This is a genomic window from Mesoterricola silvestris, from assembly GCF_030295405.1.
In the GTDB taxonomy this organism is placed as follows: domain Bacteria; phylum Acidobacteriota; class Holophagae; order Holophagales; family Holophagaceae; genus Mesoterricola; species Mesoterricola silvestris.
In genome coordinates, this window is record NZ_AP027080.1 from 1,264,427 (window position 1) to 1,285,246 (window position 20,820).

The window sequence follows — 20,820 nt, forward strand, 5'->3', positions numbered from 1 at the left end:
AGGGGGACCCGCCGGGCCCCCCTTCCGGGTTCCGGATCAGGAGCGCTGTTCCTCCCCGAAGCCCTCCATGACGTCGGCCATGGTGGTGTATTTCCGGTCGGGCAGGCCGTCCAGGGCCTTCATGACCGCCGGGTCCGGGTCCCCCTTCCTGACGTGGGCGACGAGATCCCCCTTCTGACAGGGGAAATCGATTCCTTTGAGATGGAGCGCGATGTTGGACGGAGATTCTCCGCCGACGCCTCGGGTCATGGCATCCTCCTGGGCAAGCCTGCGGCCGGTGTGCGTTCCCGGAACCATTCCGGAGTCCCGTGCCGCTGCCCCTACCATGCGGGAGGCGCCACCCTGGTTCCCGGCCGGGGCCCGCGCATTCATGGATGGAAGGCGGGCACCATTGGGCCGGAGCCCTCATCCATGGCTCTGTGGCGAAGGGCAGCCCGTGGGCCGCCGCCAGGATGGATGCCCATGCACAAGGCCCCGCGAAGCACCCGAACCCCCAAGCGCATCCCGCCCGACGTGGTGGACGCCGTCGTGAGGGGCGGGGAGGCGGGGCTCACCGATGAGGAACTGCACGACGTGCTCCAGGTGGGCTCCCCCGGCGCGCCCAAGGAGCGGCCCCCCAAGCTGGATTTCCCCCTGGTGGCCCTGGGCGCCTCGGCGGGGGGGCTGGGGGCCTTCGAGGCCTTCTTCTCGGGCCTTCCGGATGGGCAGGCGGGAATGGCCTTCGTGCTGGTGCAGCACCTGGCGCCGGACCACGCCAGCATCCTGGCCAGCCTCCTGGCGCGGTACACGGAGCTTTCGGTGCACGAGGCGGTGGACGGCATCCGGGTTCAGCCCGACTGCGTCTACGTGATCCCCCCGGGCCGGGACATGGCCCTGCACGACGGGGCCCTGCGGCTCTTCCTGCCGGCCCAGCCCCGGGGGATCCGCACCACCATCGATTTCTTCTTCCGCACCCTGGCGGAGGAACTGGGGGAAAGGGCCATTTGCATCATCCTTTCCGGCACCGGCAGCGACGGCACCCAGGGGGTGCGCATGGTGAAGGGGGAGGGGGGCATGGTGATGGTGCAGGCCCCCGACACCACCGAATTCGACGGCATGCCCCGCAGCGCCCTCTCCACCGGCCTGGTGGACTACGTGTTGCCGCCGGACCAGATGATGGGGGCCCTGCGGCACTACGTGGACCACGCCTTCGGGGACCGGCGCAGCCGGGCCGCCACCCCCTCGGCGGTGCAGGCGCTCCCCCAGGTTGTCGCGGTGCTGCGGCACCGCACCACCCACGACTTCTCCCAGTACAAGGAAAGCACCGTCCTGCGCCGCCTGGAGCGGCGCATGGTGCTGCACCGCCTGGAGAAGGTGGAGGCCTACCTGGACTTCCTGAAGACCGATCCCCAGGAGGTGGACGCGCTGTTCCACGACCTGCTCATCGGGGTGACGGCTTTCTTCCGGGACCGGGAGGCCTTCCTGGAACTGCGCCGCACCGTCATCCCCGCCCTGCTGGACGGCCGGGAGCCCGGGGGGCTGGTGCGGGTGTGGGTGTGCGGCTGCTCCACGGGGGAGGAAGCGTACAGCCTGGCCATCCTGCTCCGCCACCACCTGGAGGAGCACCGGCTCAACCTGCGGGTGCAGGTGTTCGCCACGGACATCGACAGGATGGCCATCGACACGGCCCGCAAGGGCGTGTACGCCACCTGCCACGTGCCGGATATCCCGGAGGAATTCCTGGCCCGGTTCTTCACCAGGGACTTGGAGAACGGCACGCTGCTGGTCAATCCGTCCGTCCGGGACATGCTGGTCTTTTCCGAGCAGGACGTCATCAAGGATCCGCCCCTTTCCAGGATGGATCTCATCACCTGCCGGAACGTCATGATCTACATGAACGTCTCCCTGCAGCGGAAGATCATCCCGCTCTTCCATTACGCCCTCAACGCGGGGGGCATCCTGTTCCTGGGCTCCTCCGAGACCCTGGGGGAGAACGGGCCGATGTTCCAGACCGTCCACCGCAAGCACAAGCTCTTCCGGCGGCGGGAGGGGATCCTGCGGGTGCCGGAGCTCCCCCCCATGAACCGGCCCGCCCGGGAGATGGGACTCCGGGGCCGGGGGGAGGACCGGGCGGGGCCTCTGCGCCTGGGGGATCCGCGCCTGGGGTACCGGAGCATGCTGGAACAGGCCCTGGTGAACCACTACCTCCAGTCCGCCCTGCTCACGGATGACCGGGGGGACATCCTCCACGTCCTGGGGCGGTGCGGCGCCTACCTGGAACCCGCCCAGGGGGACGCGGCCTTCAATGTGCTGGCCATGGCCCGGCCGGGCCTCAAGAGCGCCATGCTCAGCGCCTTCCAGGAAGCGTCCCGGAACAAGGGGCAGGTGGGCCGCCGATCCGTTCCCTTCCGCCCGGAGGGAGCCCCCCCCATGCGCGTGGGCATCACGGTGCGGGCCCTGCCGCCCTCGCCCATCCTCCTGACCTCGCCGGACCACTTCCTGGTGGTCCTGGAGGAGGAGCACCGCTGGGAAGCCCATCGGGACAGGGAAGCCCCGCCGGATCCCCCGCAGGCCCCCGTGGAGGCCCTGGTGGCGGCCCTGGAGGACGAGCTGCGGACCAAGGACGCCTACATCCAGACGACCCTGGAGGAAATGGCCACCTCCAACGAGGAACTGAATTCCGCCAACGAGGAACTGCAGTCCATCAACGAGGAGATGTCCTCCGCCAACGAGGAGCTGGAGACCTCCAAGGAGGAGCTCCAGTCCGTCAACGAGGAGCTTGGCACAGTGAATGCCGAACTTCAGAACAAGGTGGCGGAGCTGTCCCAGGCCTACAGCGACATCAACAGCCTCCTGAGCGGAACCGGGGTGGGGATCCTGGTGGTGGACCGGCAGCTGCGCATCGTGCGCTTCACCCCCGCCCTGGCGCAGCTCATCAACCTCGTGCCGGGGGACGTGGGCCGGCCCCTGAAGCATTTGTCCACCAACCTGGTGGGTCCGTTCCAGCTGGACGAGGAGATCCGGAGGGTCCTGGCCACGGGCGCCAGCGCGGATTTCGAAGTGCAGGCCCGGAAGGGCGCATGGTACCTGTTGCACCTGCGGCCGTCGCCCCCCCTGGATCCCGCCCAGGACGGGGTGGTGGTCACCTGCGTGGACATCAGCTGCCGCAGGCAGGTGGAGACGGATCTGGGCGATTGGGAAAACCAGCTCACGGCCCTGAACGAAGCGGGCTTCGGGGTGTTCCGCATCGACCACCAGTCCGGCCGGACCTTCCTTTCCGCCCACCTGCGCGCCATGCTGGGCCTGGCCGCCGGACGGGAGTTCACGGCGGAGGAACTCTCGGCCCTGCTGCACCCTGAGGGGGCGCGGCTGCTTCCCGCGGACCGGGATGAAACCTGGAGCACCTCGTACGCCGCCGGCGCGGACCGGCGGGTGGTCACCACCCTCGGCCGGGTGATTTTCGAACAGACCCCGGAGGCCCGCATTCCGGTGCGGGAGTCGGGCATCTGCACCACCACGCTGGATGGCGTTGTCCTGACCCGCCAGGACGGGCCGCCGGCACCCCAGGGAGAGGAGCCTTCCCCATGAGCATGTATGGATGGACACCGGATTTCGATAGACCGAACAAGCATGACCCTTGGCCGGAGGTGCGTTCCTTCGCCGAAGGCCTCACCCCGGGGTCGCCGCCCCTGAGCCTGGTTCCCGGGGAGGACGAGAACGTCCAGGACCTCATCAACGAACTGATCGTGGCCCACCTGGAGACCCAGGCCCAGAACGAGGAGCTGCGCCAGGCCCACTGGGCCCTGGAGGCCACCCGGGAGCACTATTTCGAACTGTTCCACTGCGCCCCCCTGGGCTCCCTGGTGCTGGACGGCAAGGGGATCATCCGGGAAAGCAATCTGGCCGCGGAGGATCTCCTGCAGCTGCCGTCCCGCAAGTTGCGGAACCGGCCCCTGGGGCGGTTCGTGCAGCAGGAGGACCATGGCGCCTACGCCAAGTGCCTGGCCTGGTCCGTGCAGGGGGGCGCTTCCCGCCAGTGCCGGGTGCGGCTGCGCCAGGGGGGGCGTTTCGTGCCGGTGGCCGTGGCCCTCCGCCGGCCCATGGGGGCGCAGCCGGAGGCGCCCCTGCTGGCGAACCTGCTGGAAATGGACGGGACCGGGGCGGAGCGGGCCCCGGCCCCCCAGGTCCGCCTGGAGCCGCGCATGGCGGGGCTCACCGGGCTGGCCCGGCGCTTTTCCCAGGAGACCACCCGGGCCATGGCCTCCATCCGCTCCCTGGTGGAGTCCCAGATGGTCCATGCGCCCCCCGGCAGCGCCCTGGCCCGGGACCTGGAGGCCATCCGGGAACTGTGCCGCATGGGCCGGGGCTTCGCCCTGGGCCTGGCCGGGTTCGCCAAGGAGCGGCTGGCCACGGTGCAATCCATCGATCTCAACGCCCTGGTGTGCGACGAAATGACCCTGCTCAAGGGCCAGGGCGCGGCGGTGCGGGTCGCCCCCGACCTGGACCCGGGGCTGAGGCTCATTCCCGGCGACCCCTCGGCCCTGGCCACCTGCCTGATCCACCTCTGCGCCAACGCCCTGGAAGCCATGCCCGGCGGCGGGACCCTGGGCCTGGCCACCCGCAACGAAACCGAGGACGCGGTGCTCCTGGAAGTGAGCGACACCGGCGCCGGCATGGCGCCGGAGGTGCTGGAGCGGGCAGCCGAGCCCCTCTTTTCCACCCGGCGCCACCGCAACGCCGCGGGCCTGGGGCTCTCCCTGGTGTACGGCGCCATGCGGGCCCACCACGGCCGCATGGAACTGGAAAGCGCCCTGGGCGAAGGCACCACCGTGAGGCTGCACTTCTCGGCTGTTCGCTCGGTATAGGGCCGGGCTTGGCGATGGGGCGGGAGTACGAGAACGTGGACGTTCCTTTCTTTTCAGATGGAACCCCACGATGCGACGAATGGTCATCCCCTGCCTGTGCCTGCTCGCCCTGGCCTGCGCGTCCCCCCTGACGAAGCTGAGGCCCGGGGAGGGCGGTCCCAGCCTCCGCCTGGGGGCGGTCACGGTGGAGGACCACAGCCGGCAGCTCAAGCGCCTGAGGCCCCAGGGGCCCGGGGAGGCCAATACCCCCGAGGCCCGGCGGGCGGCCTTGGATGCCCACGGCCGCTGGCTCCAGTGGGCCTTCCGGGAGGAGGCCCAGGCCTGCGGCATCGCCTTCCGGGAGGACGCGCCCTACCGGCTGGAGCTGGCGGTGACGGACCTGGGGGAGATCCGCACCTCGTACATCCTCTACGGCATCGCCTCCGGCGTGGCCTGGGGCGTGGGCACGGGCCTGGTGATGCACAACACCCGCCTGGCGGTGGGGCTGGGCGGGTACGAACTGCTGGAGGAAAGCGCCTTCTGGATCGGGGGGAGCGCCCTGTTCGGGTCCTTCTCGGCGCCCGCCGTGCTGGAAGCCCGGCTGTACCTTCCGGGGGAGGCCAAGCCGTTCTGGACCGAAACCTACTACGTGCTGTCCGGACGATCCCTCCTCAAGGAACGGCCCAAGGCGGAGCGGTCGGACCGGGCCATCCAGTTGGAGGCCTCCCTGCAGAAGGCGGTGCAAAAGCTCCTGGAGGACCTGGAGGCCATCCCGGGGTTCCCCGCCCGCACCGGGGAGCGCCTCCGGGACAAGGGCCTCCGGGAGCGGATCCTGGGCAAGGCGCCCCAGGGCTGGTAGCGTTCTCCCAGGGAGGGCTTTGCGTTGCGGAACCGGATCCACGCGTGCCTGGTGCTCCTGATGGCGGCGAGCCTCGCGCCGGCCCGGGCGCAGGCCGGCGGCTGGTACCTGGAGGCGGGGGCCGGGCGCCTTTCCGGGGATTTCGGAACGGCGGACACCGGACGGGTGGACCTGGCCTACGGCACCGTGGGCTATGCCTGGTCCCGCGCGTACCTGGACGTGACCGTCCCCGCCCTGCGCCTGGAAACCCGGTCCAGCGGCGGGAGCCGCCGGGCCTCGGGCCTGGGGGATGTGCTGGTGCGGGGCCTGCGGCGGGTGGTGGCGGAACCCGGGGGCTTCTCCTTCGATGCCGGCCTGGCGGTGAAATTCCCCACCGCCGACCCGGACGCGGACCTGGGCACGGGCCAGGGGGACGCCGAGGCCTTCCTGGCCCTGAACCAGCGCTGGGGCCGCTTCCAGGTGACGGTCCAGGGGGGCTGGATCCAGAGCCAGCCCCGGCCTGGGCAGCGGAACGGGCAGTACACGGCCGGGTGCGGCATGGCCTGGTATGCCAGCCGCACCAAGGTCTCCCTGGGCTATGCCGCGCGGGCGGCCCCGTACCCCGGCACGCCCTCGCCCCGGGAACTGGCCCTGGATGTGTACCGGGCCCTGGGCACCCGGTTCGCCCTGCGGGCCTCCTGGGCCGCCGGGCTCTCGGACGGTTCCCCCCATTCGAACCTGGGGGTGGGCCTCCTCTACTTCCCGTGAACCGGGCCCTGCCGCCCGCCCTGGGCGCCCTGGCCACCCTGGTGCTGCACCTTTCGGGCGCCCTGGGGCCGGTGGAGCTCCTCACCCGGGACCTCCTCCTGCGGGCGCTGCCCGCCCGGACCCCGGCCCACGTGGCGGTGGTCCTGGTGGACGAGGAGGCCCTGCGGCGCCTGGGCCCGTGGCCCCTGGGCCGCGGGACCCTGGCCGTCCTGGTGGACCGGATCGTGGACGCCGGCGCCCGGGGGGTGGTGGTGGACATCCTGCTGCCCGGGGCCCGGGAGGGCGACGATCGGTTGGCGGGCGCCCTGGGCCGGGGCCCCAGCGCCCTGGCGGCGGGGGTGGACGACACTGGGGCCTGGCTGCTGCCCGCCCCGGGCCTGGGCGCCGCCCGCCCGGGCCACGTGAGTTTCGATCTGGACCGGGACGGGGTGGTGCGGCGCTTCGCGGCCACCAAGGAGATCGGGGGCAGGGCCCTGCCGGCCCTGCCCGTGGCGGCCGCGCGGCTGTGGGATCCCGGGTGGCCCGTGCCGGTGGGGGCCACCCTGCGCCCCGGGTTCCGGCACCGCCCCGTGCCGGCGGTGGGGGCCGCGGCGGTGCTGGACGGCGCGCCCGGCGCCCTCCGGGGCCGCGTCGTGTTCCTGGGCATCAATGCGGCCGGGGTGGGGGACCGCTTCATTTCCCCCGTGTCCCCGGGGGGGTCCCCGGATCCCGGGGTGGTGATCGAAGCCCTTTCCGCCGAGGCGGTGCTTTCCGGCGATCTCCTGGGGCAGGCGCCGCCCCTGCTCACGGCCCTGCTGACCTTCGGCCTGGGGCTGGCCCTGGGCCGGTGGCGCCGCGCCTGGGTGGCCCTGGGCCTGGGTCTCGCGCCCATGGCCCTGGCGGCCGCCGCCCTGGCCTGGGCCCGGCTGGAGCTGGCGCCCCTGGGGATCCTGGCGGGCCTGCTGGCCGCGGGGGCCCTCACCGCCCTGGACCGGGCCCGCCAGGCCCGCCGGGCCATGGGCGCGGCCGATGCCCGCATCGCGGAACTGGAACGCCTCCAGGCCGGCCTCGCCCGGGCCCGGCTCCAGGACACCGAGGCCCGGCGGGTGGTGGCCCACGAGCTGAAGACCCCCCTCACGTCCATGCGCGGCCTGGCCCAGCTCCTGGCCCAGTTCGAGCTTTCCGGCCCGGAGCGGGAGCGGGTGGCCCGCATGGTGATGAACGAATCCTCCCGTCTGGCCCAGATGGTGGACGCCCTCCTGGACCTGGAACGCCTGGCCCTGCGGCCCTTCGAGACCAGCGCGCAGCCCCTGGATCTTTCGGCCCTGGTGGCCGGGCGGGTCCAGATCCTCCGGGGGGGCAGCGGGCGGGACGTGACCGCGGACCTGGAGCCGGGGATCCGGGTGCTGGGGGACCCGGCCCTCCTGGAGCGGGTGCTGGACAACCTCACCGGCAACGCCCTGAAGTTCTCCCCCGGGGGGGCCCTGGGCCTCGGGCTGCGGCGCCAGGGCGACTGGGCGGTGCTGGAGGTGCGGGACCAGGGCCCGGGGATCCCGCCGGAGGAACGGACCCGCATCTTCGGACGGTTCGCCCGGGGGCAGGGCGGGGCGCCGGGCCTGGGCCTGGGGCTGGCCCTGGTGGCGGAAGCCCTGGCCTGGCACCGGGGCGAGGTGGAGGCGGACGAGGCTCCGGGCGGGGGCGCCCTGTTCCGTGCTAGACTCCCGCTCATGGTGGATGGGCGGAACCTGTGAGGACTCCATGACCCGGATCCTGGTGGTGGACGATGACCTGGCCATCCGGGAAATGGTGGCCCTGGCCCTGGAGAAATGCGGGTACCGGGTGGACCGGGCCCCGGGCCTCCCGGAGGCCCGGGCGGCCCTGGACGCCGCTCCGCCGGGCCTGGTGGTGTGCGATCTGTACCTGCCCGGCGGCACCGGTCTGGACCTGCTGGAGCAGGTGCGGGCCCTTCCCGGGCCGCCGCCCATGATCCTCATGACCGCTCGGGGCAGCATGGAGACCACGGCCCTGGCCCTGAACGGGGGGGTCTTCGACTACATCGCCAAGCCCTTCGACCTGGACGTGCTGCTGGAGCGGGTGCGGGCGGCCCTGGGGGGGGCCGTGGAGGCCGGGGCGGAACCGGAGCGGGGCCCGGCCAGCATGATGGTGGGTTCCCACCCGGCCATGGTGGAGGCCTACAAGGCCACCGGCCGGGTGGCGGCCATGGCGGTGCCGGTCCTGGTGCTGGGGGAAACGGGCACGGGCAAGGAACTGGTGGCCCGGGCCCTGCACCGCTTCGGCGGCCACCCGGAGGGACCCTTCGTGCCGGTGCACTGCGGGGCCATCCCCGACACCCTCATCGAAAGCGAACTGTTCGGCCACCGCCGGGGGGCCTTCACCGACGCCCAGCGGGACCGGCGCGGCGCCCTGGCCCTGGCCCACGGCGGCACGGTGTTCCTGGACGAGATCGGGGAGATCTCCCCGGTCTTCCAGGTCAAGCTCCTGCGCTTCCTTGAGGACGGCATCGTGCAGCCCCTGGGGGCCGAAAAGGGCGATCCGGTGAAGGTGCGGGTGGTGGCGGCCACCCACCGGGATCTGAGGGCCCTGGTGGCGGCGGGGAGCTTCCGGCAGGACCTCTACTACCGCCTGGCCGGATTCGAGATCCGCCTGCCGGCCCTGCGGGACCGGCTCTCGGACCTGCCGGACCTGGTCCAGCACTTCCAGGAGCGGTTCCGGGGGGAGCTGGGCCTGCCCGCCGCCGGCCCCCCCTCCCGCGAGGTGCTGGCGGCCCTGGCCGCCCACCCCTGGCCGGGCAATGTGCGGGAGCTGGGGCACGTGGTGCGCCGCCTCCTCATCGAGACCGGAGCCCTGGGGGACGCCGCGGCCCTGGGCCGGATCCTGGGGGACGGGCCGGCCCCGGGGGCGCCGGCGCTGTCCCCGGCCAGCTTCGGGGCGCCCTTCGTGCCCCTGGAGGAGATGGAGCGGATGTACCTCCTGGCCGTGCTGGCCCACGCCCGGGGCAACAAGACCGAGGCCGCCCGGATCCTGGGCATCGAGCGCAAAACGCTCACCCGCAAGCTCCGGCCTGCCGATTGCATGGATACGGACGATGCCGAAGGAGGCGCCCCTTGATCCCCATCCTGGTTCCCGCCCTCGCCGCCCTGCTGCAGGCCCCGGCGCCCGACGTGGCCTACCGCTTCGACCAGGTGCGGCGCTCCGTGGAACTGTGGCCCGGCGGTGACCGGGACCGGGCCGTGAAGGCCGTGGCCGGGGCCCCGGCCCGGTCCGGGGACGGGGTGCGCACCGGCTGGTGGGCGGAAACGGTGCTTTCGGCCCCGGAGTGGGGGAGCCGCTTCGTGGTCTACGGTTCCACCCGGGTGCAGCTGGCCGGGGGGGAGCCCGGGGTGCTGCTCCGCCTGGAGCGGGGGCGGATCCTGGCCACCTTCGAGGCCCTGGTGGGCGCTTCCCGGCGGGAGCGCAAGGTGGCCGTGCCCGGGGCCCTGCTGGCCGTGCGGGGCACCCGGTACGGGCTGGAGGTGGCCGGGGACGGCACCTCGACCCTCACGGTGTTCGAGGGGGTGGTGGAGGTGCTGACCACGCGGCCCCACCCCGCTCCGATCCTGGTGAAGGCCGGCGAATGGTCCACCTTCGGCCCCGGCACCCTGCCCGAGGTGGAGCACGGCAACGCCCGGGGCTTCGAGGAGCGGGCCTGGGCCCAGGGGGAGCGCCCCGGCAAGGCCCTGGGGCCCGGGGCCAAGGTGCCCGGGGCGAGCACGAACCGGAATCCCCACGCCAACCCCGGCCGCCACTGATCCGCCGGGTCCTTTGGACGCGCCCGGGCCCGGGGACCGGGTCAGGATGACCCGGATTCCCGGGGAAAGGGCCGGATTTGCGGTTGGCGCGGTTCTTGATGAAGACGCCCGGGACACCGGCCCAGCAGGCCGGGTTCCCGCATCCACCCTTTCAAGGAGGCCCCCATGAAGAATTCCACCGCGTTGCCCCTTGCGGTCGCCGTCCTTGGCCTGGCAGGCCTCGTGGGCTGCGGCGGCACCTCGTCCTCCGCGTCCCCCACCGGCGCGGCCATGAACGTGCACCTGGTGGACGGCCCCATCTCGGGCTTCCAGGAGATCGACCTGAACATCCAGACCGTGGAGATCTCCTCCGGCGGCGGCGCCTGGATCACCCTGGGCACCCCCGGCAAGACGGTCAATCTCCTGAACCTGGTGGGCGGGATCGAGGAGACCCTGGCCCACGGGGCCACCCTGCCCGCGGGACACTATGACCAGATGCGCCTGGTCCTTGGCAGCGGGAACAGCATCGTGCTCGCCGACGGCACCTCCCACGCCCTCACCGTCCCCTCCGGCATGCAGACCGGGATCAAGCTCATCGTGAGCTTCGACGTGGCCGCCGGCACCACCAAGGACGTGTGGATCGACTTCGACGCGGCCCATTCGATCCAGGTGGTGGGGGCGGGGGCCTCGGGCAAGTACATGCTGAGGCCCACGGTGTGGGCCTACGACAAGGTGGTCACCGGGTCGATCTCCGGCAAATTCACCGATTCCGCCACCGGCGCGGCCCTGGCGGGGGTGGCGGTGCTGGCCGAGACCCTGGACGGCTCCGGCAATGCCCGCATCTCCCGGAGCACCGTCACCGACGCCACCGGCGCCTACACGCTGGACCTGCTTCCGGTGGGCGCCACCTACTACGTGGTGAGCCAGCCCCAGGTGGGCGCCGCCGCCCCCGTCTCCTACGACGCCAAGGCCAGCGACGCCTTCGCCCTCACGGGGATGTCGCCGGTGTTCACCTACAGCGCGGCCTTCATGTCCGATGCCGCCACCGGCTCCCTTTCCGGCGGCATCACCCCCCTGGCCACCGCCGACCAGAGCGATCTCGTGAACCTGCTGGCGTCCCTGGCCTCGCCCACCTCCGGCACCCACACCTTCATCGTCAGGACGAACATGGCCGCCCTGGGCACCGCCACCGAGACCTTCGGCTTCACGGGCCTCCCGGCCGGGGCCTACAGCCTCCAGGCCCTGCGCGCCACCCAGAACCCCGACGGCACCACCACCGCCTCCGCCTCCGCGGTGGTGCCGGCGGCCGTGGTCGCCGGGGCGACGGCCACGGTCAATCTCGGGTTCTAGATCGGGTTTTCGACCCACACCCTCGAAGCCAGCCGATAGCCATTCGATTATTCACGGCTGATCCCCTTCATCCCGTTCATCCAAATTCATCCCTGTTTCCGCAGGGCCAGCGATGGGGTGGGGCGGCGCGCGGTTGATCCGCATGCGCCGACCCATCCCTGCTCTGGCCCTGCGGGAACAGGGATGAAATCGGATGAATGGGATGGAGGGGATGGAGGGGGTTCAAGGCCGGGTCGGGGGCCTTGAGGCGGTTCCTGGGAGGGGGATGCGCAGGGACTGGAGGGCGTTGGCGGGGATCCCCAGGGTGGCGCGGGCCCGGCCCACCTGGAGGGTGTAGGTGAGGGGGCGGGGGGAGGGGTTGAAGGCGATGACGGTGAGGTGGGCTCCGTCGGGGGGCAGGGCGGCGGTGGCCAGGAGGGGGCTGGCGCCGGGGGTGGCCACGCGCACGATGCGGTCCCCGGGGCGCAGGTAGCGGCTGAAGTGGGCCAGGACGGGGAGCAGGGGGGTGGGGTAGGCGTCGCCGGTGGCGGTGTCCACCATCACGGGGGCGGCGCAGTAGTTGCCCACGTGGTTGGGGCCGCCGCGCCGGTCCAGGACGATGTTCCAGTCGATCCACCCGGCCAGTCCGTGGTTGAGGCCCTCCAGCAGCTCCCGGGCGTAGCGGTGCACGGGGGCGTAGAGGGGGTGGTCCCGGCGCGCGGGTCCGGGGGCCCAGCGGTAGCCCCAGTCGGCGGCCCCGGGGCTCCACCACCAGGCGTCGTTGCGCCAGCCCAGGAAGGCCCCGCCGGGAGCGTTCTCCTCCAGGGAGATGGCGTCCACGCAGCCCTCGGTGTGCAGGAGGGGAAGGGCCGGCCAGCGCGCGCGCAGCTCGTCCAGGACGGCGGCGCCGCCGGCGCGGGTGCGCTCGTACCAGTGTACGCCGGTGCCCCACACGAAGGGGGCCGCGGCGGGGTCGGCCATCATGGCGGCGGTGTATTCCAGGGCGCCGGCGTCGCGGTTGTGGTCGAACTGGATGATCCTCACGGCGCCCAGGCCGGCTTCGCGCAGGCGCGGGCCCAGGTGGCCGCCCACGTACCGGGCCAGGTCGCCGGCGGTGAACTCCATGCTCTCCCACTGGCCGCCGTTGCCCATGGGTTCGTTCTCGGGGGTCACGGCCCAGATGGGCACGCCGGCGTCCCGGTAGGCCTGGAGGTAGCGCACCATGTAGCGCGCGAAGGTGTCGTGGTGGCGGGGCAGGAGGGTGCCGCCGCGGCCGGCGCCGTAGAAGTCCTGGTTGTCCTTCATCCAGGCTGGGGCGGTCCAGGGGCTGGCGACGATCCTCAGGGCCGGCTCCCGGGCCAGGGCGTCCTTCACCAGGGGCAGGAGGGCGTAGGCGGGGTCCCGGGCGCCCTTGAAGCCGCGGGTGTCGGGGGCGATGGAGAAGTGGGCCAGGGCCTCGTCCCCGGCCACGTCGTCGTAGGAGAAGCGGCCCTCCACACTGAAGTCGCAGGCGCCCACGGGAACCCGGGCCAGGGTGAAGCCGGCGCCTCCGGGGCCGAAGAACCGGTCCAGGACCTGGCCGCGGGAGGCTTCGGGCAGCTGGGCCAGGACCCAGGCCGAGGCTTCCGTGAGGGCGCCGCCGATGCCCTCCAGGGTCTGGCGAAGGTCGCCGGGATGGATGTCCACCAGCGTGCCGCGCACGGGCGCGCCCCGGCGCAGCCGGGGCGGGGGCAGCTCCCGCAGGCGCTCTCCGGCGGCGCTGGTCTGGACGAAGGGGGCCGGGGGCGCCGCCAGGGCCAGCAGAAGGACCGCGGCGGGGATCATTCCCGGACCCGCAGCGGGTCGGCCCAGGGCCCGTCGTACAGGAACCTGCGGGCGGTGAGGGTCTTCACGAACTTGCCGAAGCGCACATCCACGCCGCCGAAGACGGACAGGACGGCGCAGCCCGCGGGGGGCCGGTACGCGTCGGCCACGGGGGCGCCGGGGGCGATGGGGCGGGTGCGGGTCTCCCCGGGCTCCCAGCCCTTGTGGGGGGAGAAGGCGTAGCGCAGGCCGCCGTCCACCTTGAAGGGGCCGGTGGGGCCCAGGCGGAAGGTGACGGGCACCTCCCGGGCGCCCCGGAGGCCGTCCACGCCGGTGGCGAGCTCCAGGCGGGGCCATTCCACGGGATCCTTGCCGGTGAGCACCACGAGGGTCTCCCACTTGAGGACCCGGCCCGCGGCGTCCAGGGCCTCCACCACCAGCTCCCGGTCCGTGAGGCCCTCCCCGGGGAAGCGCACCTCCCCCGTGGCGCGGCCCCGGGCGTCGGGCACGGCCTCCAGCAGGACCCGGTCCCGGAACACCACCCGGATTCGCTTCACCGCGGGCTGGCAGTGGGCCTCCAGGGGCACGGTCTCCCGGTAGAAGGCGTGGTTCCGGGGGGAGGCCACCAGGGCCAGGTTGTACTGGGCCAGGGCGTACCAGGCGGGGCGGGGGTGGCCGGCGGCGTCCTTGAGGGAGCCGAAGCCCAGCATGCCGAACCATTCCTCCGCCTCGTCGTCGTGCACGGCGGGATTGCCGGCCTTCCACCAGCCGTCCGCGTAGTAGAAGGGGCACAGGCCCGTGCCGCCGGCGTCCAGGAAATCCCGGTAGTACCGGGTCATGGCCTCGGCCTGCTGGCCCAGGGTGTTGCCGCCGTAGAGGCCCTCGCCCTTGCGGGACACGGAGCGGCCGAATTCCGTCAGGAGGGCGGGCTTGCCGTCGGTGCCCGCGAGCATGCGCTGGGCCTCGGCGAAGCCGTGGGTGAAGTTGGCGCTGTCCCGGTAGTCGTAGGCGTTGCGCCCCCGCACGTCGAAGAGCCCCATGTCCACCCATTCGGTGATGGCGGCATTGCCCGAGATCGTCACGGGCACCCCGGGGTGCAGCTCGTGGATGAGCGCCGTGGCGCGGGCCCACAGGTCCCGGGTGGCCGCGGCGCCCACCTTGCGGATGTGCTCGGGCATGGGCTCGTTCATGATGAGGTACGTGATCACGCAGTCGTAGGCGCGGGTGTAGGCCAGGGTGGAGCGGATGAGCTCCAGGTCCCGGGCCGCCACGGCGGGGTCGGCGAAGTCCTCGTCGGGCTTGAGCCAGATGCCGAACACGATCTTGAGGCCGGAGGCCTGCACCACTTTCAGCTCGGGTTCCGACATCTGGGACCAGGTGCGGATGGCGTTGAAGCCCGCGGCCTTGATGAGCTCCAGGTCCCGGCGCACCTGGTCCAGGTCCCTTCCGCGGGTCTCGTAGGGGGCCTCCCCGGGGCGGGCCCCGCTCTCGTAGCCCAGGGCGTTCACCAGGAAGCGGTGGCCGTCCAGGTGGTACCAGCCGTCCTTCAGTTCCAGTCCGGCCGCGGCGCAGGGCAGGGCCAGGGCAAGCAGGAGCCTTCGCATGGCGCCTCCTAGGAGCGGCGGTAGACCCGCACGTAGTCCACGTACATCTTCTGGGGCCAGGTGGTCGAGCCGGTGGGGCTCCCGGGCCAGTTGCCGCCCACGGCGACGTTCAGGATGAGGAAGAAGGGGTGGTCGAAGACCCACAGGCCGCCGCTGGGCAGATCCGCGGCGGCCCGGGTGGAGAAGAGCACGTCGTCCAGGTAGAACCGGATCTGGGTGCCCTCCCATTCCACGGCGTAGAGGTGGTAGTCGTCGGACAACTTGCCCGAGGCGAGGACCTTGCTCGCCGTGAGGCCGTTGGCGCCGGAATAGCCGGGGCCGTGCAGGGTGCTCCAGAGGGTGGAGGGCTGGCTGCCCACCACTTCCATGACGTCGATCTCGCCGCAGTTGGGCCAGCCGTTGGTGGCCACGTCGGTGCCCAGCATCCAGAAGGCGGGCCAGATGCCCGGACCGGTGGGGACCTTGATGCGGGCCTCGAAGCGGCCGCTGGACTGGGAGAAGAGGCCCTGGGTCTTGAGCCGGGCGGAGGTGTAGTTGCGGGTGATGCCGTCGGCGCCGGTGAAGGTTTCGGCCTGGGCGGTGACCACCAGGTTGCCGGACTGGATCTGGGCGTTGGCGGGGCGGCTGGTGTAGGTCTCCAGCTCGTTGTTGCCCCATCCGTTGCCGCCGGTGTCAAAGGCCCACTTGGCGGCGTCGGGGGCGCTGCCGTCGGCGCCGCTGAATTCGTCGCTCCAGCTCAGCACCCAGGTGCCGCTGGGCTTGGGGGGCGTGCCGCCGTTGGAGGAGGAGCCGCCGCCGCAGCCCAGCAGGAGGGTGGCGAGGGCGAAGGGAAGGGCCGTGAGGGTCTTCATGGGAAGGGCTCCATGGGAGGGGAGGGGCTGGCGGGGAATCGGAACCAGAGTGCCAAGCGAAAGATGGATAGCCTATAGTCTTATTTCGTAAAAGGTGTCCCTTTTCAGCGGGGGGCGTGGGCGGCCCGGTACTGGGTGGGGGTGCTGCCGCTCTCCCGCTTGAAGAAGCGGCAGAAGTAGGTGGCGGACTGGAAGCCGCAGGCCTCGGCCACCTCGTCCAGGGTGGCGGAGGTGTTCTCCAGGAGCCGCATGGCGGTGCCCAGGCGCACGCGCACCATCTCCCCGGCGATGGAGCGGCCCAGGTTCTTGCGGAAGAGCCCATCCAGGGTGGACCGGGAGCAGCCGGCCAATTCGCACACCTGCTCCACGGAAACGCCCCGGCAGGCCCGGTCCCGGATCACCCGGGAGGCGGCCAGCACCAGGGGGTTCTCCGCCGTGGTGACGTCCGTGGATTCCCGCTCCACCACCCGCAGGGGGGGCTGCTTGTACAGCCGGGCCTCCACCGGTTCCCCGTCCAGGATGCTGGTGAGGAGCCGCCCCGCCAGGAGGCCGATGCCTTCGGTGTCCGGGGCGATGCTGGTGAGGGTGGGGCGGCAGAGCCGGCAGAGGATTTCGTCGTTGTCCACGCCCATGACCGACACGTCGCCGGGCATGGCGATGCCCAGGTCCCGGCAGGCGGTGATGAGCTGCTGGCCCCGGGTGTCGTTGCAGGCGAGGATGGCCACGGGCTTGGGGAGGCGGGCCAGCCAGGCCGCCAGGTTCGGTTCGTACTCCAGGCCCCGCATTTCCCGGAACTGCTGGCGGATGGCGCTGGAGACCTTGGGGGGCGGTTCGTACACGTGGGGGGTGAGGCCCCGTTCCCGCACCAGGGCGGTGAAGGCTTCGGAGCGCCGGTCGGAGAAGAACACGCCGGGGTAGCCGCAGAAGGCGAAGTGATTGAAGCCGGCCTTGGTGAAGAACTCGTCGGCCAGGGCGGCCACGACCCCGGGGTCGGTGTCGATCCAGGGGTAGTCGGGGCAGTTGCCCTCGCCCTGCACGTCCACGAGGGGCACCCCCAGGGAGGTGATCTGCCGGCCCAGGTCCGCGGTGGAGATGAAGCCGATGATGCCGTCGATGTGGCCCTTCTTGAGCCAGTGGGGGAGCTTCATGAACTCCGCCCGTTCATAGGGGAAGATGAGCCAATTGTCCTGTTCCAGGGCGTAGCTGGCCACGCCCCGGCAGATGCCGCGGCTGTAGCCGCCGGAGGCGGGGACGAGGAGGGCGATGTGACGGATCCTGGCCATCGTATGTCCTTTCTTGCCTCGGACGCGTGGGGGAAAGGGGCGGAAAAGCGCTTGCATCACGGGCGACAAGGGGCTGGGGAGGTTTCCGAAAGGTTATCCGAAAAAATAAAAAAAGACCATTTACTTATGATTTCTAATAACTCAACCTTCTCAAGTCCTCTTTGAGTCCATCTGCCCCAACGGTCCCCGAACCCGGATTCCGCATCCGGTTCCGGCGCGCCCCTCCAGACCTGTGTCAGGATGAAACTAATTCTTCTAAAAAAAGGAGATATCATGTCAACCCCACGACTCCGGGCGAGCTTCGCGCTGCTGGCGTTGATGCCCCTGATCTGGCTGCTGGCCTGCTCCAGCTCCCACAAGGGGGGCCGTGACCTGACCTTCCTGTCCGTGGCGCCCACCCATGTGGCCCTCTTCCCCGGGGAGACGGCCCAGTTGGGGGTCACCGCCCACTACAGCGACGGCACCACCGAAGCGGTGACCTCCGGCACCACCTTCGAGGCCGCCGCCCCCGCCGTGGCCACCATCAGCGCCTCCGGCCGCATCACGGCGGTGGCCGCGGGCACCAGCACCGTCTCCGCCCACCTGGGCGACAAGAGCGCCGACGCCGTCATCGACGTGGCGCCGGCCTTCTTCCCGGTGTTCACGGACGCCTATCCCAAGGGCGTCACCTTCGTGCCCTTCGGGGGCTCCACCAACGCCGTGGCCCCCGACGCCGCCCAGCCCCACGCGGGCGCGGCCTCCCTGCGCATCGACGTGCCGTCCTCGGGCTACACCGGCGGGGCCCTCAAGGCCGCCGCGGTCCAGAACCTCTCGCTGTACAACGCCGTCACCTTCTGGGTGAAGGCCAGCAAGAGCGCCACCCTGAACGTGGCGGGCCTGGGCAACGACGGGGTCAATTCCGACTGGTCCGCCGAAGTGGCCAACCTTCCCCTGACCACCTCCTGGGTCAAGCAGGTCATCCCCCTTCCCGACAAGGCCAAGCTCACCGCCACCGCCGGGCTCTTCCACTTCGCGGAAGGCTCCGACGAAGGCGCCTACAGCATCTGGATCGACGACATCCGCTACGAGAACCTGCCCGCGGCCGAACTGGCCGCCCCCACCGCCGCCACCATCGCCTGGGCCCCCACCAGCGTGGAGATCTCCAAGTCCAGGTCCCTGGGGCTCACCGGCACCATCACCTATGCCACCCCCGCCGTCACCGTGAGCAACGCCAGCCTGCGCTGGTTCACCCTGGCCTCCGCGACGCCCGCCGTGGCCACCGTGGACGGCAGCGGCCTGGTTTCGGGCCTCACCCTGGGCACCTCGGAAATCACCGCCACCCTGGGCGGCCTGGCCGTGCCCGGGTCCGGCACCGTCACCGTCATCACCCCCATCGTGCCCACCACGGCGCCGGCCCGGCCCACGGTGGATCCCTCCAAGGTCATCTCCCTGCTTTCCAAGGCCTACACCAACATTCCCGTGGACACCTGGGGCACCAGCTGGAGCAACGGCAACGCGGGCCCCAACCTCACCAGCCTCACCATCGGCGGGGACGACGTCAAGAAGTACACCAACCTCGCCTACGTGGGCGTGGAGTTCTACGCCGCCGGCAACGCCGTCGACGCCACCAGCATGACCTACCTCCACGTGGACGTGTGGACCCCCGACATCACCGACTTCCACGTCAAGCTGGTGGACTTCGGCGCCAACACCGTCTACGGCGGCGGCGACGACTCGGAATCGGAAGTGGCGGTGAACGCCACCACCACCCCCGCCCTCAACGCCACCAAGCAGTGGGTGTCCCTGGACATCCCCATGGCCAGCTTCGGCAACCTGGCCAGCCGCAGGCACCTCGCCCAGCTCCTGTTCATCGGCGCCACCCCCTCGGGCACGGGCACCGTCTACGTGGACAACGTCTTCTTCCACAATTCCCCCTTCATCGATTCCGTGCCGCCCACCCTGGCCATCACCGATGACGTGGCGGCCCCCACCGCCTACGGCCCGGTGACCTTCACCTTCACCTTCAGCGAGGACGTGGGCTCCAGCTTCCTGGACTCCGCCGTCACCGTCACCGGCGGCACCGCCGGCCCCCTCACCAAGGTCAGCGGCACCACCTACACCCTCACGGTGACCCCGCCCGCCACCACCGCCGGCACGATCACGGTCAATGTCCCGGCCGGAACCTACTCCGACCTGGCGGGCAACGCCGGCACCACGGCCGCCACCCGGTCCCAGGACTACGACACCCGGGTCATCATGCGCCAGATGGACCTGCCGCTGGTCACCTTCGACGCGGGCAACGTGGCCTACGGCTTCACGGACTTCGGCGGCGTCACCTCGTCCCTCGCGGCCGATCCCGTGACCGCGACCAACAAGGTGGCGAAGGTCGTCAAGCCCACCACCGCCCAGTTCTGGGGCGGGACCACCCTCTCGGCCAACGGCACCCTGGGCTTCCTCCACGCCATCCCCTTCGATGCCGCCCACACCCGCATGACCGTGCGCGTCTATTCCCCCGAAGCCGGCACCCCGGTGCGCCTCAAGGTGGAGGACCACGCCAACGGCACCGTGGCCTGCGAGACCGAAGTGAACACGACGGTCGCCAACGCCTGGGAGACCCTCACCTTCGACTTCGCCACCCCCGCCAGCGGCACGCCCGCGCTGGACTTCGCCAAGACCTACGACAAGGCCTCGATCTTCTTCAACTTCATGCACGGCGTGGGCGGCACCGCCCTGGGCGCCGACGCCACCTACTACTTCGACGACGTGGCCTTCGACCACTTCACGACCCTCACCTTCGACAACCCCGCCCTCGCATACACCCTGGTTGGGTTCGGGGGCGCCGAGGATTCCACGGTGGCCACCGATCCCGCCAGCAGCGCCAACAAGGTGGTGAAGGTCGTCAAGGCCGCCGGCGCCCAGACCTGGGCCGGCACCACCTTCGCCCTGGGCGCCTCCAACCTGGCGCTGTCCCGGATCCCCCTGGGCCACGGCACCACCCGGATCCTGGTGCGCACCTACTCCCCCGACGCGGGCGCCAAGGTCAAGCTCAAGGTGGAGAACGCCGCCGACGGCACCCTCTCCTGCGAGACCGACGCCACCACCACCGTCGCCAACGCCTGGGAGACCCTGGTCTTCGACTTCGCCACTCCCTCCAGCGGCACCGCGGCCCTCAACGCCACCACCGTCTACAACAAGGCCTCGATCTTCTTCGACTTCGGCAATGCCGGCACCGGCAAGACCTACTACTTCGACGACGTCACCTTCGACGCCTTCGAGGGGCCGGTCACCTTCGACAACTTCCTGGCCACCTACGTCCTCACCGGCTTCGGCGGCGACGAGGGGGCCACGGTGGAAGCGGATCCCGCGGGCGGCTCCAACCTGGCCGCCAAGGTGACCAAGATCGCCGGCGCCCAGACCTGGGCGGGGGTGACCGTCTCCACCGGGGCCAACTTCTCCATCGGCCGCATCCCCTTCTCCGCCGCGGGGCTCAACAAGTTCACCCTGCGCGTCTATTCCCCGGCCGCGGGAACCCCGGTGCTCCTGAAGGTGGAGGACCAGGGCAACGGCACGGTCTCCTGCGAGAAGCAGGCCACGACCACCGGCGCCGGCGCCTGGGAGACCCTGACCTTCGATTTCACGGGCCTCTTCGACGCCACCAAGACCTACGACAAGGTTTCCATCTTCCCCGGCTTCGGAGCCGCGGGCACGGGCACCGTCACCTACCTGGACGACCTGGCCTTCCTGCCCTGACCCACCCCAAGGGCGCGGGGCCGGA

At 71.4% G+C, this 20,820-nt stretch carries 14 protein-coding genes; 9 read left to right on the forward strand and 5 right to left on the reverse strand.

All coding sequences use genetic code 11. The features are described from left to right. Nucleotides 1-36 precede the first annotated feature (36 nt). On the reverse strand, nucleotides 37-249 hold the full coding sequence (locus R2J76_RS05285; RefSeq protein WP_316414761.1) for a DUF2795 domain-containing protein: 213 nt from the start codon (nucleotides 247-249) through the stop codon (nucleotides 37-39). A 213-nt stretch (nucleotides 250-462) separates the two neighbouring features. Between R2J76_RS05285 and R2J76_RS05290 the strand changes: the two genes are divergently transcribed. The 8 genes from R2J76_RS05290 to R2J76_RS05325 all read left to right on the forward strand — a co-directional run bounded on the left by R2J76_RS05290 (nucleotide 463) and on the right by R2J76_RS05325 (nucleotide 11,546). Next, nucleotides 463-3,567 carry a chemotaxis protein CheB gene (locus R2J76_RS05290; RefSeq protein WP_316414762.1) on the forward strand — a complete coding sequence of 1,035 codons (3,105 nt, stop codon included), beginning with the start codon at nucleotides 463-465 and terminating at the stop codon, nucleotides 3,565-3,567. Beyond that, nucleotides 3,564-4,844, forward strand: a complete 1,281-nt coding sequence (locus R2J76_RS05295; protein ID WP_316414763.1) for a sensor histidine kinase — start codon at nucleotides 3,564-3,566, stop codon at nucleotides 4,842-4,844. Before R2J76_RS05290 ends, R2J76_RS05295 begins: the two co-directional genes overlap by 4 nt. Before the next feature lie 70 nt (nucleotides 4,845-4,914). Continuing rightward, nucleotides 4,915-5,682 carry a hypothetical protein gene (locus R2J76_RS05300; RefSeq protein ID WP_316414764.1) on the forward strand — a complete coding sequence of 256 codons (768 nt, stop codon included), beginning with the start codon at nucleotides 4,915-4,917 and terminating at the stop codon, nucleotides 5,680-5,682. A gap of 24 nt (nucleotides 5,683-5,706) precedes the next feature. Next, complete coding sequence (locus R2J76_RS05305) at nucleotides 5,707-6,429, forward strand: hypothetical protein (protein WP_316414765.1); 723 nt, start codon at nucleotides 5,707-5,709, stop codon at nucleotides 6,427-6,429. Next, nucleotides 6,426-8,159, forward strand: coding sequence for a CHASE2 domain-containing protein (locus R2J76_RS05310; RefSeq protein WP_316414766.1), 1,734 nt, complete (start codon nucleotides 6,426-6,428; stop codon nucleotides 8,157-8,159). The genes R2J76_RS05305 and R2J76_RS05310 overlap by 4 nt, the downstream gene beginning before the upstream one ends. Before the next feature lie 7 nt (nucleotides 8,160-8,166). After that, entirely contained in the window at nucleotides 8,167-9,537 is a 1,371-nt protein-coding gene (locus R2J76_RS05315; RefSeq protein WP_316414767.1) for a sigma-54-dependent transcriptional regulator, read from the forward strand. Next, a complete protein-coding gene (locus R2J76_RS05320) occupies nucleotides 9,534-10,217 on the forward strand; it encodes a FecR domain-containing protein (RefSeq protein ID WP_316414768.1) in 684 nt (227 codons plus the stop codon). Before R2J76_RS05315 ends, R2J76_RS05320 begins: the two co-directional genes overlap by 4 nt. 165 nt (nucleotides 10,218-10,382) lie before the next feature. Next, a complete protein-coding gene (locus tag R2J76_RS05325; protein ID WP_316414769.1) occupies nucleotides 10,383-11,546 on the forward strand; it encodes a DUF4382 domain-containing protein in 1,164 nt (387 codons plus the stop codon). Nucleotides 11,547-11,768: 222 nt separating this feature from the next. On the opposite strand, the gene R2J76_RS05330 is transcribed toward R2J76_RS05325, so the two are convergent. The 4 genes from R2J76_RS05330 to R2J76_RS05345 form a co-directional block, all read right to left on the reverse strand. After that, on the reverse strand, nucleotides 11,769-13,349 hold the full coding sequence (locus R2J76_RS05330) for a glycoside hydrolase family 30 protein (RefSeq protein ID WP_316414770.1): 1,581 nt from the start codon (nucleotides 13,347-13,349) through the stop codon (nucleotides 11,769-11,771). Then, nucleotides 13,346-14,932, reverse strand: coding sequence for a glycoside hydrolase 5 family protein (locus tag R2J76_RS05335; protein ID WP_316414771.1), 1,587 nt, complete (start codon nucleotides 14,930-14,932; stop codon nucleotides 13,346-13,348). Before R2J76_RS05335 ends, R2J76_RS05330 begins: the two co-directional genes overlap by 4 nt. An 8-nt stretch (nucleotides 14,933-14,940) precedes the next feature. Continuing rightward, nucleotides 14,941-15,783 carry a glycoside hydrolase family 16 protein gene (locus R2J76_RS05340; protein ID WP_316414772.1) on the reverse strand — a complete coding sequence of 281 codons (843 nt, stop codon included), beginning with the start codon at nucleotides 15,781-15,783 and terminating at the stop codon, nucleotides 14,941-14,943. Nucleotides 15,784-15,887: 104 nt separating this feature from the next. Beyond that, nucleotides 15,888-17,066, reverse strand: a complete 1,179-nt coding sequence (locus tag R2J76_RS05345; RefSeq protein WP_316414773.1) for a XylR family transcriptional regulator — start codon at nucleotides 17,064-17,066, stop codon at nucleotides 15,888-15,890. Between the two features lie 273 nt (nucleotides 17,067-17,339). Between R2J76_RS05345 and R2J76_RS05350 the strand changes: the two genes are divergently transcribed. Then, nucleotides 17,340-20,795: an Ig-like domain-containing protein gene (locus tag R2J76_RS05350; RefSeq protein WP_316414774.1), complete on the forward strand. Its 3,456-nt coding sequence runs from the start codon at nucleotides 17,340-17,342 to the stop codon at nucleotides 20,793-20,795. The last annotated feature ends 25 nt before the right edge of the window (nucleotides 20,796-20,820 follow it).

Excerpts from the sequence above, each read along its gene's own strand:
- R2J76_RS05285 (WP_316414761.1), bottom strand. The coding sequence starts at position 249 with ATGACCCGAGGCGTCGGCGGAGAATCTCCGTCCAACATCGCGCTCCAT.
- R2J76_RS05290 (WP_316414762.1), top strand. The coding sequence starts at position 463 with ATGCACAAGGCCCCGCGAAGCACCCGAACCCCCAAGCGCATCCCGCCC.
- R2J76_RS05295 (WP_316414763.1), top strand. The coding sequence starts at position 3,564 with ATGAGCATGTATGGATGGACACCGGATTTCGATAGACCGAACAAGCAT.
- R2J76_RS05300 (WP_316414764.1), top strand. The coding sequence starts at position 4,915 with ATGCGACGAATGGTCATCCCCTGCCTGTGCCTGCTCGCCCTGGCCTGC.
- R2J76_RS05315 (WP_316414767.1), top strand. The coding sequence starts at position 8,167 with ATGACCCGGATCCTGGTGGTGGACGATGACCTGGCCATCCGGGAAATG.
- R2J76_RS05325 (WP_316414769.1), top strand. The coding sequence starts at position 10,383 with ATGAAGAATTCCACCGCGTTGCCCCTTGCGGTCGCCGTCCTTGGCCTG.
- R2J76_RS05330 (WP_316414770.1), bottom strand. The coding sequence starts at position 13,349 with ATGATCCCCGCCGCGGTCCTTCTGCTGGCCCTGGCGGCGCCCCCGGCC.
- R2J76_RS05335 (WP_316414771.1), bottom strand. The coding sequence starts at position 14,932 with ATGCGAAGGCTCCTGCTTGCCCTGGCCCTGCCCTGCGCCGCGGCCGGA.
- R2J76_RS05340 (WP_316414772.1), bottom strand. The coding sequence starts at position 15,783 with ATGAAGACCCTCACGGCCCTTCCCTTCGCCCTCGCCACCCTCCTGCTG.
- R2J76_RS05345 (WP_316414773.1), bottom strand. The coding sequence starts at position 17,066 with ATGGCCAGGATCCGTCACATCGCCCTCCTCGTCCCCGCCTCCGGCGGC.
- R2J76_RS05350 (WP_316414774.1), top strand. The coding sequence starts at position 17,340 with ATGTCAACCCCACGACTCCGGGCGAGCTTCGCGCTGCTGGCGTTGATG.